Here is a 15844-nt window from a genome sequence, read left to right as displayed (position 1 = left end):
GCGCCAGCCTACCGGTACTGGTACAAAGGCCTCTTCACCACGATCGGCCGGATATCGAGCCGCACGTTATAGACCGAATACGCCTCGGTGGTGGCCGACACGTAGCCCACGCTCTCACCCGTACGCGAGAACTTGAATTCGAAGCCGAGCTCCGGCTGCACGGCGTTGGCGCTGTCGAGGGTCAGGCCGATGGCTTCGGGCTGGTCGCTGTCGATGAGTTTGCCCATCAGGTCGACCACGGTGCTGTTGCCGAGGATGTCGGCCGAGAACAGCGGCTCGCGGTAGTACGGCCGGGCCGGGTCGAGGCGGCCGTCGGCTTTATCCGGCGCCGGGGTAAAACTGTGGCGGGCGATGTTGAAACGGTCGCCATTGTCGAGGTAGCTGAGGCGCACGTTGCTGACGTTGAAGATCGCGCCCTGGCGGGCGTCGGCGGCGGAGAGGTCGACCACCAGCGCGCCCTTGTAGCCGACCACCTCGACGTCGCGGTTCGGGCCCACCACCATCGCCGTGTTCTCGTCGATGCCCAGGCCCAGCTTGTAGCCCTTCTTCAGCATCGCCGGCAGCATGCGTGCAAAGCGTCCGCGCACCAGCAGGTGCTGGTCGACGAAGACGTCGTCGCCGATGAAGCCAAGGCCGGGCGTGATTTCCTGGCCGTCGGTCAGCCCCTGTTTCAGGGTGGCGAGCACGGGCTTCGGGTGGCCGAACATGGTGCTGCTCATGATGGCGGCGCCGGCACTGGTGCCGGCGATCACGCCGCCGCGGCGGTACAGGTCCCACAAGGCGTCGAGCACCGCGGTGTTGGAGCCGTCGGGACGGCGCAGGACACGCGTGATGCGGGCCTGGTCGCCGCCGGCGAAATAGGCTCCGCCGGCGCCGCGCACGGCGGCGGCGAGTTCGGGATTATCGGCCGCGGCCTGATAGTCGGTGCCGGTCAGGCGCACGGCGACCGGTACGAAGAAGGCGTTCGCGCCGTATTTGTTGAGGCGTTCGACCAGGGCGGCGCCGGATTTTTCGGGATTGGCGGAAGCGGAGGCGAAGACGGCGATGCGGGCGCCCTGCCCGCCGGCCAGCTGGACGATACGCTCCCACACCGCGGCATTATCCGGGCGCAGCGCGCCACCGATGATGACAAGCGAACCTTTCGCTGCAGGCAGCTCGGCGGCCTTGGCCGGGGTGGAGAGCAAAGCAACGGCAAGCGCAACGGAACCAGCGATCGGCCACATGGCGACACTCCTTCATCAAGCCCAAATGCTAAGCGTGAATCCTGGAAGATGTCGCCGTGTTGAGCCTTCTCAGGAGAGATAAATGTTCGGGAAGTAACGCTCCATCAGTGTCTCCGGATTGCGCGGCGGCGTGAAACCGAAGCGTTCGTACAGGCCCTGGGCATCGCTTGTCGCCAGCATGAAACGGCGCAGGCGCTGCAGGCTCGGGTGGCGCAGCACGACCGCCACCAGTTGCTTGCCGTAGCCGTGGCCGCGGTACTCGGGGAGCACGAAGACGTCGACCAGGTTGGCGAAGGTGGCGAAGTCGGTGATCACGCGCGCGAAGGCGATCTGGCGGCCATCGAGGTAGCCGCCGAAGCACAGGGAATTTTCAATGGCGCGCTCGACGATCGGCCGCGAGATCCCCACCGCCCAGCTCGACTGCTCGCTGAGGAAGCGGTAGATCATCGGGATGTCGAGCCGCGACTGGTCGGTGCTGACCTCGAAGCTGGAATCGTTGGTATTCATCTGCCTGGCCGGTCTGGCGAAAAAGCCAATTCTAGTCCTGTTTATGCAAACGACAAGATTCGATTGGCATCCGCATCGCGCCCGCCTACTGGTGGCTCTGCAGGTAGCGTTCCGGCAGCGCCAGGCCGGCGTCTTCGGCACGCCAGACGAGGTTGGCAATCCACCAGCGTTTGCCGTCGAAGGCGAGCTGGATGCTGTTGATGCCGCGCATGAAAGGCTTCGGATCGTTCGGCGAGCGCAGCAATTCATACGTGCTGAACACGTGCACCAGCTGGCCGAAGGCGTCGGTGGTGCGGGCAATTTCGCGCTCGTAGAAACCGTTCGTGTTGAAGGCGCTCATGTTGCGGCTGATGTAGTCCTCGACCGTCATCGTGCGCAGGGCGAAGCCGCCCCCTTCGCGGTTGGGCGTGACGACCATCAGTTTCGCGTCGGGCGCGAACAGCGCGCGCATCCGGTTCCAGTTGCGCGGCGCGCCGGCCGGCCCGGAAATCACGTCGTACAGGGCGGCAACCGTGCTGTCGACCGAGGCGCCGTCGGCCTCTTTCGCCGTGGCGGGTTGGGCGGGCGCAGTATGCACCGGCTGGGCGGCGCCTGCGGCGGCGGTGCTCATTGCGGCGGCGAGGCCAAGGCTGAGCCATCGTTTCATCGTGATTCCTTCGGTCGGTCCATGTTAACAGTTGAATAATCGGCGATTTCGGCCGGCTTGTCATCCGCAGGCCCCACCGGCGGTGCTGCGGGATGCCGGTTTATAATCGAATAAATCAAAGGAACCCACCATGACCGAACAATTCTCCAAAAAAGCCGAAGCCTGGTCGGCACGCTTCTCCGAACCCGTGTCGGACCTCGTCAAACGCTACACGGCCTCCGTCTTCTTCGACAAGCGGCTGGCCATGTTCGACATCCAGGGCTCGCTCGCGCATGCCGAGATGCTGGCCGCGCAAGGCATCATCAGCGATGCCGACCGCGCGGAGATCGAGCGCGGCATGGCGCAGATCAAAAGCGAAATCGAGGCCGGCAGCTTCGAGTGGCTGCTCGACCTCGAGGACGTGCACCTGAACATCGAAAAGCGCCTGACGGAACTCGTCGGCGATGCCGGTAAGCGCCTGCACACGGGGCGCTCTCGCAACGACCAGGTCGCCACCGACATCCGCCTGTATGTGCGCGCCGCGATCGACGACGTGGTGGTCCTGCTGAACAGCCTGCGCGGCGCCCTGACGGACCTGGCCGAACGCCACTTCGACACCATCATGCCGGGCTTCACCCATTTGCAGGTGGCGCAGCCGATCACCTTTGGCCACCACATGCTGGCCTATGTGGAAATGTTCGGGCGCGATGCCGAGCGCATGCTCGATGCCCGCCGCCGCGTGAACCGCCTGCCGCTGGGCGCGGCCGCACTGGCCGGCACCACCTTCCCGATCGACCGCCTGCGCGTGGCAAAAAACCTCGGCTTCGAGGACGTCTGCCACAACTCGCTCGACGCCGTCTCCGACCGCGATTTCGCGATCGAGTTCACGGCGGCTGCTGCGCTGATCATGATGCACGTCTCGCGCATGTCGGAAGAACTCGTGATGTGGATCAGCCCGCGCATCGGCTTCATCGACATCGCCGACCGCTTCTGCACCGGCTCCTCGATCATGCCGCAAAAGAAGAACCCGGACGTGCCGGAACTGGCTAGAGGCAAGACCGGCCGCGTGTATGGCCACCTGGCTTCCCTGTTGACCCTGATGAAAGGCCAGCCGCTGGCCTACAACAAGGACAACCAGGAAGACAAGGAACCGCTGTTCGACACCGTCGACACCGTGCTCGACACGCTGCGCATTTTTACGGACATGGCCGGCGGCATTACCGTAAAAGCCGAGAACATGCGCGCGGCCGCGCTGCAGGGCTATGCCACCGCGACCGACCTGGCCGACTACCTCGTGAAAAAGGGTTTGCCGTTCCGCGACGCGCACGAAGCCGTGGCCCATGCCGTGCGTGCCTGCGACAGCGCCAAATGCGACCTCTCCGAGATGTCGCTCGAGACCCTGCGTACCTTCTCGCCGCTGATCGAGGACGACGTGTTCGCCGTGCTGACGCTGGAAGGCTCCGTTGCGGCGCGCGACCACGTCGGCGGCACCGCGCCGAACCAGGTGCGCAAGGCGATCGAACGCGTGCGCGGGCAGCTCAAATAAGAGTTGAGCCGGCAGGACGGGCACTGCGTGCCCACCCTGCCGCAATTTCCTTGCCCCGGCGTCCGTTCGATGTCAGCATGCATGCCTGACAACAACGGCGCCCCCGCATGGACACCCAGCTCTGGCTGATCTGTTTTCTCACCTTCGTCATCCACCTGATCGGCACCCTCGCCTATTCGGTGCGCATCGCCGGCGTGCGCACGCGCCGCATCGCGGTCTCGTTCGCGCTGTTTTCCATCCTGGTGCTGGTCTCGCGCACCTCGAATTCCTTCCTCGGCCCTTTCCTCGCCAAGCGCGTCGAATCGAACCTGGCCGGGACGGTGGCGACGAACCTGCTGGCGGACTTCCGCTGGCTGCTGGTGGCCAGCTCGCTGGCGACGGTCGCCGGCGCCCTCCTGATCCCGACCTTTCAACGGGTGTTCTGCCGCGCCGTGGATCACTTCCAGGTGCACCGCTCGGTGCCGAAACTGATCCTGCACGGCTTTTTCAAGGGCGGGCTGTCCTACGTAAAAGATGCGGCCACGCTGCCGGCGGGCGCGAACGTCAGCGGCCTGCGCAGCAAGGGAGGCGTCTCGCTGTCGATCACCCTGCTCAATGTCGGCGCGGTGGCGCTGTGGACGGTCGGCGTGTTCGCCTCCCTGTATGCGGGTGCGCTCGACCCAGGCGTGCGCGTGACCTCCTCGACCCTTTCTTCCATCATCAACGGCGGCGCGACCATCATGATGGCCGTTTTTATTGACCCGCACATGTCAGGCATGACGGACGACGTGGTCGAGGGGCGGGTGAGCGAATCGCAGTTCCGCCAGGCGATCGTCTGGCTGGTCGGGAGCCGTTTGGCCGGTACCTTGCTGGCGCAGGCGCTGCTGGTGCCGTCCGCGCTGTTGATTACGTTCGTGGCGCGGGCGGTGTGATATGTTTGATCGCACACGTGACCCGCGTGCGCCTGCCGATCCGCCATCCATGAGCCCACCCTCCTCCATCCGCTCCGCCTTCACGCCCACCGGCAAGCTGCGTGCCGCCATCAACCTCGGCAACCCCATCCTGGCCTACCGCGACGAGGAGGGCCACGCCGCCGGCGTATCGGTCGACCTGGCCGGCGAGTTCGCCCGGCTGCTGGACGTGGAACTGGAACTGGTGGTGGTGGACGCGGCCGGTAAGTCGGTCGAGGTCGTGGTGGCGGAAGAGGCCGACATCGGCTTCCTTGCCATCGACCCGCTGCGCGGCGAGCACATCGCCTTCACGGGCGCCTATGTCCTGATCGAGGGCTGCTACCTGGTGAAAGAGGATTCGCCGCTCCGTGCCAACGCCGAAGTCGACGAGGCCGCCCACCGCGTCGTCGTCGGCAAGGGCAGCGCCTACGACCTCTACCTGAGCCGCACGCTGCAGCACGCGCAGATCGTGCGCTCGCCGACATCGCCGACGGTGGTCGACGTGTTCATCGAAGAAGGCGCGGAAGTGGCGGCCGGCGTGAAGCAGCAGCTGGAAGCGGATGCCCGGCGCCTCGGCGGCTTGCGCCTGCTTGATGGGCGCTTCATGGTGATCCAGCAGGCGATGGGCACGCCAAAAAGCCGCGGCGCCGATGCGGCGGCCTTCCTCGCCCGTTTTGTCGAGGACATGAAAGCGGGCGGCTTCGTTGCCGCGGCATTGGCGCGGCACGGCGTCGAAGGGGCCTCGGTAGCGCCGGCGGCGTAAGCAGCCCTGCCGGCAGGTCAAGGCCGGTCTTCACTTTTCTTCACCTCAGAACTGAATCCGGGTGAATGATCGAATGCTTCCCCGGCATTAATCTATGTTTGTGTTCCACGCAAACCGGCGGCAAGTCCGGTGCGGCTGTAGAGGTAAGCCCCTTCCAGTTCCACGTCATGGAGACAACAACATGGAGACAACAGCATGAAGACCGCACTCTCGACCTCCCTCCTCTGCCTTGCGCTGGCGGCAAGCCCGACTTCGTATGCGGCGGGCTACCCGGACAAGACGATCACGATGATCGTTCCCTTCGCGGCCGGCGGCCCCACCGATACCATCGCCCGCCTGCTGGCCCAGGCCATGGGCATCGACCTGAAGCAGCAGATCATTGTCGAGAATGTCGGCGGCGCGGGCGGTACCCTGGGCGCCGCGCGCGTGGCCCGCTCCACTCCCGACGGCTATACCATCTTTCTCCATCACGTAGGGCATGCCACGGCACCGAGCCTGTATCGCAAGCTCCCCTACAACAGCATCGACAGTTTCGAACCGATCGGCCTCGCCACCGATGCGACCTCGACCCTCATCGCCCGCAAGGACTTCCCGGCCAAGGACATGCCGGAGCTGCTCGCCTATCTCAGGGCGAACAAGGAGAAAGTGACGCTTGCCAATGCGGGGATCGGCGCGGCATCGCACCTGTGCGGCATGCTCTTCATGAGCGCCGTCGGCGTCGAGCTCACCACCGTCCCCTACAAGGGCACCGGCCCCGCGATGAACGATTTACTGGGCGGCCAGGTCGACCTGATGTGCGACCAGGCCACCAACACGATGAGCCACATCAAAAGCGGCAAGGTCAAGGCCTATGGCGTGACCTATAAAAATGCGGTCGCCAGCTTGCCCGGTTTGCCTCCGCTCGCGAGCAGCGGCCTGCCCGGCTTCGAACTCTCGGTCTGGCATGGCCTGTATGCCCCGAAGGCAACACCGAAGGAGGTGGTGAACAGGCTGAGCAGCGCATTGCAGCACGCCGTCGCGGATCCGGCCGTCAAGCAGCGTCTTGCCGACCTCAGCACCGACCCGGTGGCCCCGAACCGCGCGACGCCCGACGCCTTGCGCGCCCATTTGAAGGCGGAAATCGACAAGTGGGGGCCGATCATCAAGAAATCCGGCACTTACGCCGACTGAACTGCGCCGACTGAACTGCACCAGGCTGTCGGCAGGCGCGCACTGTTGAAAGCAGCACAGAGCGCGCCTCTTTTCGTGCATAAAATCCCCGCACGACTTCAGTGTGGGGGGACGGCATGCAACGCTACAAAAACCTGAGCGGCGAATCGGGCGTGCTCGCCTACGAGATCGGCGACCGCTCGATCACGATCCGTTTTACAGGCGGCGACCGCTACCTGTACACCGACCAGAGCGCCGGCGCGGACAATATCGCGGAGATGCAGAGGCTGGCAACGCTGGGCAGCGGCCTGTCGACCTTCATCAGCCAGGTGGTCAAGGAGCGCTACGCGCGCAAGCTCGATTGAGGTACCCAATGGCTACTTCCCTTACTGACCGCAGCTTTGCCGCCTTCCTGTTCGACATGGACGGCACCATCCTGACTTCGATCCGCTCCGCCGAACGGGTCTGGACCGCCTGGGCGGCGCGCCATGGTCTCGACGTCCACACTTTCCTGCCGACCCTGCACGGCAAGCGCACCCACGACACCATCCGCCAGCTCGGCCTGCCCGGCGTCGATCCGATCGCCGAAGCGGCCTGGATCACGGCGGCCGAGATCGAAGACGTCGCCGATATCGAAGCCATCCATGGCGCGGCGGACTTCCTGGCCAGCCTGCCGCCCGACCGCTGGGGCATCGTCACCTCGGCGCCGCGCGCGCTGGCGAAGGCGCGCCTCGCGGCAGCCGGCCTGCCCTCAAGCAACTTGCTGGTGGCGGCCGAAGATGTGAAGCACGGCAAGCCGGCGCCGGACCCTTTCCTGCTGGGCGCGCACAAGCTGGGGGTTGCGCCGGAAGATTGCCTGGTGTTCGAGGATACGCAGGCGGGGCTGCAGTCGGCGAAGGCGGCGGGGATGGAGAGTATTGTCGTGACGCTGACGCATGCGCATCCGATGGAGACCGATGTGTTTGGGGTGCTCGATTATGCGGATTTGAAGGCCGTGCGCACCGCAGATGGGCTGTTGCAGATAACCTGTGGCGGTAGCGCACCGTAGGGTGGGCTCTCGAGCCCACGCGTTCGTACCTTCGCATGCTCCACCGTGTTCGGAGATTGCAAACGTGCGCGTCCCTCTGTGAAGCACGAGGTGCCGCGAACGCCGCAACGCGTGGGCTCAAGAGCCCACCCTACGGTGCGCTGCAGCCTGCGACTTGCGATTACTCGTGCCGGTACACCCGCGGTTCCAGCGTGTGTTCTTCCACCGGCGGCTGGGCTGCCGCAGTGTTGGCATCGCGCTTCGGATACGGCGTCCCATCCTTGTGCAAATAGCTGTTGGTCGTACCGTCAAACATCAGGTCGATGTCCGGATACGTCGCCTTGTCCGCGGGAATGTTCGGCCCGACCGCGACGAACAGGGCGTTGCCCCAGCTGCGGTTGACCAGATGGTGGCCGTTCGGCCGCCCCGCCGGAAACGCCGCGCAGTCGCCGGCGCGCATCAGGGTCTCGCCCTCGTCGGTAATCAGGGTCAACTCGCCCGACACGACCATGACGAACTCGTCCTCATGAGTGTGCCAGTGGCGCTGCGACGAAGCCGCGCCGGGCTTGAGTTCGACCAGGTTGACGCCGAACTGGGTCAGGCCGCCGGCCTCGCCCAGTGCCTGCCGGCTGCGTCCGTTGACGGCCTCGGCAAAGGGATCCGGATAACCGGTTCCGGTCAGTACGGGGATACTGCTCAGGTCTAACCGCGACATACTTTTTCCTTCCTGTCAGGGGGAGCTGCAAGGGCTGCCGGCTCCCCCCCGATCGACCGGGAAGAGTCAGCTCGCGCGTTTTTGTACCAACGTCAGGATATCGTAACTTGCCACCAGTTCGTCGTTCTGGTTCGTCACCTGCACGTCCCAGGCAACCACGCCCTGGCCGCGACCCTGTTCATCCGTGCGGTTGCGGTCGACCTTGCGCTTGCAGGTGAGCCTTGCGCGGATGGTGTCGCCGATCGCCACCGGCGCCACGAAGCGCAGGTTGTCCAGGCCGTAGTTGGCCAGCACCGGACCCGGCGCCGGCGAGACGAACAGGCCGGCCGCCGCCGACAGCACGAAATAACCGTGGGCGATGCGCTTGCCGAACTGCGTGTCCCTGGCCGCGATCTCGTCGAAGTGCATATAAAAATAGTCGCCCGAGACGCCGCCGAAGTTGACGATGTCCGCTTCGCTCACGGTACGGCGGTGCGTCAGCAGCGAGTGGCCGATTTCCAGCTCCTCGAAGTGACGGCGGAACGGGTGGATCTCCGTCTCCTTGACCGCGCCGCCGCGCACATACTCGCCCGTGACGGCGGTCAGCATCGTCGGCGAACCCTGCACCGCCGCGCGCTGCAGGAAGTGTTTTACGGCGCGGATCCCGCCCAGCTCCTCTCCGCCGCCGGCGCGTCCCGGGCCGCCGTGTTTCAGCTGCGGCAGCGGCGAGCCGTGGCCGGTGGAGTCGACGGCGGATTCGCGGTCCAGGATGTGCACGCGGCCGTGCGAGGCCGCGGCGATCGGCACCGCATAAGCGGCGATCAGCGGGTCCTTGGTCGCCAGCGTCGTGACCAGGCTTCCGCGGCCCAATGCGGCCAGGTGCAGGCCTTCGTCGATGTCGCGGTAGGTCATCATGGTGCTGACCGGGCCGAAGGCTTCGATGTCGTGCACGGCCGTGTTGACGGACGCGTTGCGGCACAGGAGCAGGGTCGGAGAAATGAAGGCACCCTTGGCGGCATTCTCACCCACCGGATTGAAACCGTGGTGGGCGCCGAAGATGATCTCGTTGCCGCGCGCGAGCATCTCGACGCGCTCCGACACATCGCGGTGCTGGTCCATCGAGGCCAGCGCGCCCATGCGCACGCCTTCCATCTTCGGATTGCCGACGACGACCTTCGAGAGCCGATCGCGCAGGCGCTCGCCCAGCGCATCGACATGCTGCTCGGGGACGATGATGCGGCGGATCGCCGTGCACTTCTGGCCGGCTTTGCCGGTCATCTCGCGCGCGACTTCCTTGACGAACAGGTCGAACTCCGGGTCGTCGGGTGTGACGTCCGGCGCCAGGATGGCCGCGTTCAGCGAGTCCGCTTCGGCCGTGAACGGCACCGACTCGCGGATCAGGTTGGGGTTGGAACGCAGCCTGGCGGCGGTATCGGCCGAACCCGTAAACGTGACGGCATCGAAGCCGGTCAGGCGGTCCAGCAAATCACCGGTCGAGCCGATCACGAGCTGCAGCGAACCCTCGGGCAGCAGGCCGGATTCCTGCATCATTTTGACGACTGCATGCGTCAGGTAGCTGGTGGCGGTGGCCGGCTTGCCAATGCAGGGCATGGCGGCGAGAAAACTCGGCGCGAATTTTTCGAGCAGGCCCCAGATCGGAAAATTAAACGCGTTGATGTGAACGGCCAGGCCGCCTTTCGGCACCAGGATGTGGGTGCCGGCGAAGCCGCCGCGCTTGCCCAGGGCGATGGCCGGACCTTCGTGCAGCACGTTCGAGGACGGCAGCTCGCGCGAACCCATGCTGGCGTAGGCGAACAGGGTGCCGATGCCGCCTTCGACGTCGACCCAGCTGTCCTGGCGCGTGGCGCCCGTGAGGTGCGAGATCTCGTAGAGTTCTTCTTTCCGCTCCATCAGGTACATGGCCAGGGCTTTGAGGCGCTGGGCGCGGGTCTGGAAGTCGAGCTTCATCAGGCCGGGGACGCCCGTCTTGCGGGCGTAGGTGACGGCTTCGTCGAAGTCGATTTTTTCGGCGTGGGTGTGGTAGACCAGCTGGCCGTCGAGGGCGCTGTGCAGGGGCGCCGCGGCCTCCTGGCCGATCCAGCGGCCGGCGATCCAGCTTTGCAGGGTGCTTGCGTTAGCCATGTATTGTCTCCTCAGGATTTATGTAGGCAGGTGGTGTGCGAATGCCGTACCGCGTGGGCATGAATGCCCACCCTACGCTTTAGGGGTGTGGCCGCCATTGGCACTGAAGTCGAAGGCCGGGCGATTTGGTTCGATCTCGGTATAGGCTTCGACTTCACGCATGGTGGCCAGGGAACGTTCGGTGAGCTGGTGGTACTGCTTCGTACCGAAACTCTTCCACTTGATGTCTTCGTCTTTCAGCTCACGCATCACCTTGGCGGGGGTGCCCATCACCATGCTGCGCGGCGGGATGATCATGCCGGCTTTTACAAAACTCATCGCGGCGACGATCGATTCTTCGCCGACGACGGCGCCGTCCATCACGACGGCGTTCATGCCGACCATGGCGTTACGCCCCACGCGGCAGCCGTGCAGGACGGCGCCGTGGCCGATGTGGCCGTCGACTTCAATGACCGTCTCGCCATCCTCGAAGCCGTGCATCACGCAGCAGTCCTGCACGTTGGCGCCCTCTTCCAGGATCAGGCGGCCGAAGTCGCCGCGCAGGGAAGCCAGCGGGCCGATGTAGCAGCGCGGGCCGACGATTACGTCGCCGATCAGCACCGCCGTCGGATGCACATAGCTGGTCGGGTGCACCACGGGGCGCACGCCGTCGATTTCATAGACCTTGACCATTGTTATACCCGTTCGATGATGAGGGCGATGCCCTGGCCGACGCCGATGCACATCGTGCACAGCGCGTAGCGCCCGCCGGTGCGCTGCAACTGGTAGACAGCGGTGGTGACCAGGCGTGCCCCGGACGCGCCCAGCGGGTGGCCCAGCGCAATCGCGCCGCCATTCGGGTTGACGTGTTCGGCGTCATCGGGGAGACCGAGGTCGCGCATCACGGCCAGGCCCTGTGCCGCAAAGGCCTCATTGAGTTCGACGACATCCATCTGGCCAATCGTCAGTCCCGTCTGCGCCAGCACCTTTTTTGTCGCCGGCGACGGCCCGAAACCCATGATCCGCGGCGGCAGGCCGGCGGTCGCCATGCCGACGATGCGGGCGCGCGGCGTCAGGCCGAAGCGCTCGGCGGCGCTGCCGGAGGCGATCAGCAAGGCGCAGGCGCCATCGTTCACGCCCGAGGCGTTGCCGGCGGTGACGGTACCGTCCGGCGTCACCACGCCCTTCAGTTTCGCCAGCGCTTCGATGGTGGTGTCGGGACGCGGATGCTCGTCGGTATCGAATACGCGCGACTCGCCTTTCTTCGAATGCAGCGTCACGTGCGCGATCTCGTCCTTGAACAGGCCGGCGGCATGCGCACGCGCCCAGCGCTGCTGGCTGCGGATCGCGAACGCGTCCTGGTCGGCGCGGTTCACGTTGAAATCCTTCGCCACGTTCTCGGCCGTCTCCGGCATCGAGTCGATGCCGTATTTCGCTTTCATCAGCGGGTTCACGAAACGCCAGCCGATGGTCGTGTCTTCGATCTTCGCGGCGCGCGAGAAGGCCGTCTCCGCCTTGCCCATCACGAAGGGCGCGCGCGTCATGCTTTCCGAGCCGCCGGCGATGATGAGTTGCGCCTGACCCGAGATGATCGCGCGCCCGGCCAGGCCGACCGCATCCAGGCTCGAGCCGCACAGGCGGTTGATCGTATTGCCCGGTACTTCAGGCGGCAGCCCGGCCAGCAAACCGGCCATGTGGCCCACGTTGCGGTTGTCTTCGCCGGCCTGGTTGGCACAGCCCCAGTACAGGTCGTCGACCATGGCCCAGTCGACGTCCTTGTTGCGCTCCATGAGGGCAGCGATCGGCAATGCCGCCAGGTCGTCGGCGCGCACCGAAGCGAGCGCGCCACCGTAGCGGCCGAAGGGGGTGCGGATGGCGTCGCAGATGAATGCGTCGTTCATGTGTCTCTCCTCTGATCTCTCATGTATTCTTCGGGCGCTTGTCGACCACGCGCCGGGCTTTACCGGTCAGCGTGCGCTCGATGCCCATCGGCGGCGTTAGCGTCACCTTGGTCGTCACGCCGACATAGGTCTTGATGCAGTGCTGGAGTTCGCGGCACAGGGCATCGACGCTCTCCTGCGTGTGCGTGTTTTCGCGCAGCTCGCCGAACACTTCCAGCGTGTCGAGGTGGCCGTCGCGCGCCACGACCAGCTGGTATTGCGGCGCCAGCGCCGGCATCTTTAATACCAGTTCCTCGATCTGGCTCGGGAACACGTTCACGCCGCGGATGATCAGCATGTCGTCCGAGCGGCCCGTAATCTTGCCCATGCGGCGCATCGCGCGCGAAGTCGGCGGCAGCAGGCGCGTCAGGTCGCGGGTGCGGTAGCGGATGATCGGCAGCGCTTCCTTCGAGAGCGAGGTGAATACCAACTCTCCTTCTTCGCCGTCGGGCAGCACCTCACCCGTGTCCGGATCGATGATCTCGGGATAAAAATGGTCTTCCCAGATCACCGGCCCATCCTTGCTCTCGATGCACTCGCTGGCCACGCCGGGGCCCATCACTTCCGAGAGGCCGTAGATGTCGACCGCGTCGATGCCGGCCTCGGTTTCGATGGTGCGGCGCATCTCGTTGGTCCATGGCTCCGCGCCAAAAATCCCGACCTTTAAAGAGGACTGCCCCGGATCGAGTCCCTGGCGCTTGAATTCCTCGACGATGTTCAGCATGTAGGACGGCGTGACCATGATGATCGACGGCTGGAAATCGCAGATCAGTTGCACCTGCTTCTCCGTCTGCCCGCCCGACATCGGAATCACGGTGCAGCCCAGGCGCTCGGCGCCGTAGTGGGCACCGAGTCCGCCGGTGAACAGGCCGTAGCCGTAGGCGACGTGCACCATGTCGCCCGCACGGCCGCCTGCGGCGCGGATCGAGCGTGCGACGACGTCGGCCCAGGTGTCGATGTCCTTCTTCGTATAGCCGACCACCGTCGGGCGCCCGGTCGTGCCGGACGAGGCGTGCACCCGCACCACCTGCTCGCGCGGCACTGCGAACAGGCCGAACGGGTAGTTGTCGCGCAGGGTCTTCTTTTCGGTGAAGGGGAATTTCGCCAGGTCGGCGAGGGTCTTCAGATCGCCGGGATGCACGCCCGCTTCGTCGAAGGCCTTGCGGTAATGCGCCACGTTGTCGTAGGCGTGCTGCAATGACCACTTCAGGCGTTCGAGCTGCAGGGCCTGCAGTTCGTCGCGGCTGGCGCGTTCGATCGGTTCCAGCTCGCCGGGCGAGGGAATGCGTTGGACCATGTTCGTGTCTCCTCTAGCTTCGACTATGCGACTTCAGCCACCATCCCGCTCACGCGGTGGGACTTGCCGCGAAAGAGCGCGACCGTGCGCCCTTCTCCGTTTTTCACCGTGACGTCGTAGACGCCGGTTTTGCCGGCCAGCGCCTGCTCGACCGCCTCGGCGATCAACAGGTCGCCTTCGCGCCCTGGAGCCAGGTAGTCGATCGTGCAGCCTGCGCCGACCGTATTGAAATTGTGCGAATTGCAGGCGAAGGCGAAAGCGCTGTCGGCCAGCATGAAAATAAAACCGCCGTGGCAGGTGGCATGACCGTTGAGCATGTCGCCACGTACCGGCATCGACATGCGCGCATAGCCGGGACGGATTTCGTCGAGCTTCATCCCCAATGCCTGGCTCGCCGGATCGCGTTCGTACATGGTCTTGCCGGCCAGTTCGGCCAGTGCCTGTGGATCGACATGAACGCTATGCATGGAAACGTGCTCCGAATGGGTTGGCGGCAAGCTTGCGGCGCAGGAGTGGCGAAACCCGATACCGGTCTTCGCCATAGCTCGCGCCGAGATTCGCGAGCACGGTGACGATGTGGGCGATGCCGACACTGTCGGCCCAGGCCAGCGGCCCGCGCGGATAGTTCACGCCCTTCTGCATCGCGATGTCGACCGCGACGGCGCTGCATACGCCCTGGTTCACGGCGTCGGCCGCCTCGTTGGCGAGCATGGCGACGGTGCGCATCACGGCCATGCCGGGCACGTCGTCCAGACGCGTGACCTGGAAGCCGGCCGCCTGGAACAGGCCGACAGCGGCCTGGTAGGCTTCTTCGCTGCACTGGTCGGCGCGCGCCAGCGCGATGCGCGTGGCCTTGGCGTGGTCTAACAGCAGGTCGTAGACCACGGTGTTGGGGTGGTCGTTGGCGGCGGCGCGCTCGGTGGCGCTGCGGCCGTCGGTGAGGAAGATCGCGACGCCGTTGGTATGAAAGGCCGGCGCCTCGTGCTTTTCGGCGCCCTGCAGCGGCTCGCGGTGGGCAACCGTAAAACCGGCATGCGTCAGGCGGGCTTCCATCGGGGAGAGGACGCTGCTCGTGACTTCGCGCGCAACGCTGATGCCGACCGTGTGCGGGCGCACCGCATGCGGCTCGGTTTGCACCACGGGTTTGACCGTATCGTCACCGTAGCGATAGAAGCCGCGGCCTGACTTCCGACCGAGGAAACCGGCGTTCACCAGTTCCTGCTGCAGCACCGAGGGCGTAAAGCGCGGATCGCCGAAATAGGCCGCGTGCACCGACTGCGTGACCGAGAAATTCACGTCATGGCCGATCAGGTCCATCAGCTCGAAGGGACCCATGCGGAAACCGCCGCTGTCGCGCATCACGGCGTCCAGCGTCGGCGCATCGGCTGCGCCTTCCTGCAGCAGGCGCAGCGCTTCGGCATAGTATGGGCGGGCGACGCGGTTGACGATGAAGCCCGGGGTCGACTTCGCGTGCACCGGGTCCTTGCCCCAGGCTTGCGCGGTGGCGTAGACGGTGTCGGCAACGCCCTTATCCGTGGCGAGTCCGCTGATGACTTCGACCAGCGCCATCAGCGGCACCGGGTTAAAGAAATGCATGCCGACCAAGCGCTCGGGATGGCGCAGCCCCGCCGCGATCGCGGTGACGGAAATCGAGGAGGTATTGGTCGCGAGGATGCAGCGCGCGTCGACGATGGCTTCCAGTTCGGCGAACAGGGCGCGCTTGACATCGAGGTTTTCGACGATGGCCTCCACCACCAACGCGGCATCTTTTACGCCGCTCAGCGCATCGACCGTCTGCAGGCGTTCGCGTGCGAGATCCGCTTCGGCGGCGCCCATACGGCCCTTCTCGACCAGCCTGGCGTAGACCTTGCCGATGTCGGCGATGGCCTTGCTTGCGGCTTCAGGACGCGTGTCGAACAGGCGTACCTCGTGGCCGCTGGCCGCTGCCACTTGCGCGATGCCGGAACCCATGGCGCCGCTGCCGATGACGGCAACGATGCTGCCCTTTGCCAGTGGCGTCATC

The 15844-nt window shown here is 65.4% G+C and carries 16 protein-coding genes; 6 read left to right on the top strand and 10 right to left on the bottom strand.

What is annotated here, in order from left to right:
* Positions 1–8: 8 nt before the first annotated feature.
* From ACI48I_RS01435 to ACI48I_RS01425, 3 genes are all read right to left on the bottom strand, one after another.
* The gene (locus tag ACI48I_RS01435; RefSeq protein WP_193688306.1) at positions 9–1223 is read right to left on the bottom strand and encodes a cyanophycinase; all 1215 of its coding nucleotides are present in this window, start codon (positions 1221–1223) and stop codon (positions 9–11) included.
* 69 nt (positions 1224–1292) lie between these two features.
* Positions 1293–1730, bottom strand: coding sequence for a GNAT family N-acetyltransferase (locus ACI48I_RS01430; RefSeq protein WP_193688305.1), 438 nt, complete (start codon positions 1728–1730; stop codon positions 1293–1295).
* Between the two features lie 85 nt (positions 1731–1815).
* Entirely contained in the window at positions 1816–2376 is a 561-nt protein-coding gene (locus ACI48I_RS01425; protein WP_227496672.1) for a hypothetical protein, read from the bottom strand.
* A gap of 130 nt (positions 2377–2506) precedes the next feature.
* Here ACI48I_RS01425 and argH point away from each other — a divergent pair, with 130 nt between their 5' ends.
* From argH to ACI48I_RS01395, 6 genes are all read left to right on the top strand, one after another.
* Entirely contained in the window at positions 2507–3901 is a 1395-nt protein-coding gene (gene argH / locus ACI48I_RS01420) for an argininosuccinate lyase (protein ID WP_498573124.1), read from the top strand.
* Positions 3902–4008: 107 nt separating this feature from the next.
* On the top strand, positions 4009–4812 hold the full coding sequence (locus ACI48I_RS01415; RefSeq protein ID WP_498573123.1) for a lipid II flippase Amj family protein: 804 nt from the start codon (positions 4009–4011) through the stop codon (positions 4810–4812).
* A 49-nt stretch (positions 4813–4861) separates the two neighbouring features.
* A complete protein-coding gene (locus tag ACI48I_RS01410) occupies positions 4862–5593 on the top strand; it encodes an ABC transporter substrate-binding protein (protein WP_498573122.1) in 732 nt (243 codons plus the stop codon).
* Between the two features lie 195 nt (positions 5594–5788).
* Positions 5789–6763, top strand: coding sequence for a tripartite tricarboxylate transporter substrate-binding protein (locus ACI48I_RS01405; protein WP_498573121.1), 975 nt, complete (start codon positions 5789–5791; stop codon positions 6761–6763).
* 116 nt (positions 6764–6879) lie between these two features.
* On the top strand, positions 6880–7107 hold the full coding sequence (locus ACI48I_RS01400) for a hypothetical protein (protein WP_193688300.1): 228 nt from the start codon (positions 6880–6882) through the stop codon (positions 7105–7107).
* Positions 7108–7115: 8 nt separating this feature from the next.
* Positions 7116–7790 (top strand): HAD-IA family hydrolase, encoded by a 675-nt coding sequence (locus tag ACI48I_RS01395; protein WP_498573120.1) that lies wholly within the window; start codon positions 7116–7118, stop codon positions 7788–7790.
* Positions 7791–7950: 160 nt separating this feature from the next.
* Here ACI48I_RS01395 and ACI48I_RS01390 read toward each other — a convergent pair whose 3' ends face one another.
* The 7 genes from ACI48I_RS01390 to paaH all read right to left on the bottom strand — a co-directional run bounded on the left by ACI48I_RS01390 (position 7951) and on the right by paaH (position 15843).
* Entirely contained in the window at positions 7951–8484 is a 534-nt protein-coding gene (locus ACI48I_RS01390; protein ID WP_498573119.1) for a cupin domain-containing protein, read from the bottom strand.
* 66 nt (positions 8485–8550) lie between these two features.
* Positions 8551–10605 (bottom strand): phenylacetic acid degradation bifunctional protein PaaZ, encoded by a 2055-nt coding sequence (paaZ, locus tag ACI48I_RS01385; protein ID WP_498573118.1) that lies wholly within the window; start codon positions 10603–10605, stop codon positions 8551–8553.
* 72 nt (positions 10606–10677) lie between these two features.
* Entirely contained in the window at positions 10678–11277 is a 600-nt protein-coding gene (locus ACI48I_RS01380; RefSeq protein ID WP_498573117.1) for a phenylacetic acid degradation protein PaaY, read from the bottom strand.
* Positions 11278–11279: 2 nt separating this feature from the next.
* Complete coding sequence (gene pcaF, locus ACI48I_RS01375; protein WP_193688295.1) at positions 11280–12485, bottom strand: 3-oxoadipyl-CoA thiolase; 1206 nt, start codon at positions 12483–12485, stop codon at positions 11280–11282.
* A gap of 19 nt (positions 12486–12504) precedes the next feature.
* On the bottom strand, positions 12505–13821 hold the full coding sequence (gene paaK / locus ACI48I_RS01370) for a phenylacetate--CoA ligase PaaK (protein WP_498573116.1): 1317 nt from the start codon (positions 13819–13821) through the stop codon (positions 12505–12507).
* Between the two features lie 23 nt (positions 13822–13844).
* Positions 13845–14288, bottom strand: a complete 444-nt coding sequence (gene paaI / locus ACI48I_RS01365) for a hydroxyphenylacetyl-CoA thioesterase PaaI (RefSeq protein WP_193688293.1) — start codon at positions 14286–14288, stop codon at positions 13845–13847.
* A complete protein-coding gene (paaH, locus tag ACI48I_RS01360; protein ID WP_498573115.1) occupies positions 14281–15843 on the bottom strand; it encodes a 3-hydroxyacyl-CoA dehydrogenase PaaH in 1563 nt (520 codons plus the stop codon). Before paaH ends, paaI begins: the two co-directional genes overlap by 8 nt.
* Position 15844: the final 1 nt, after the last annotated feature.

This window comes from Massilia sp. LXY-5, assembly GCF_059801075.1.
Note: the sequence above shows the minus strand (reverse complement) of the source record. Positions and strands in the feature narration are given on the sequence as shown.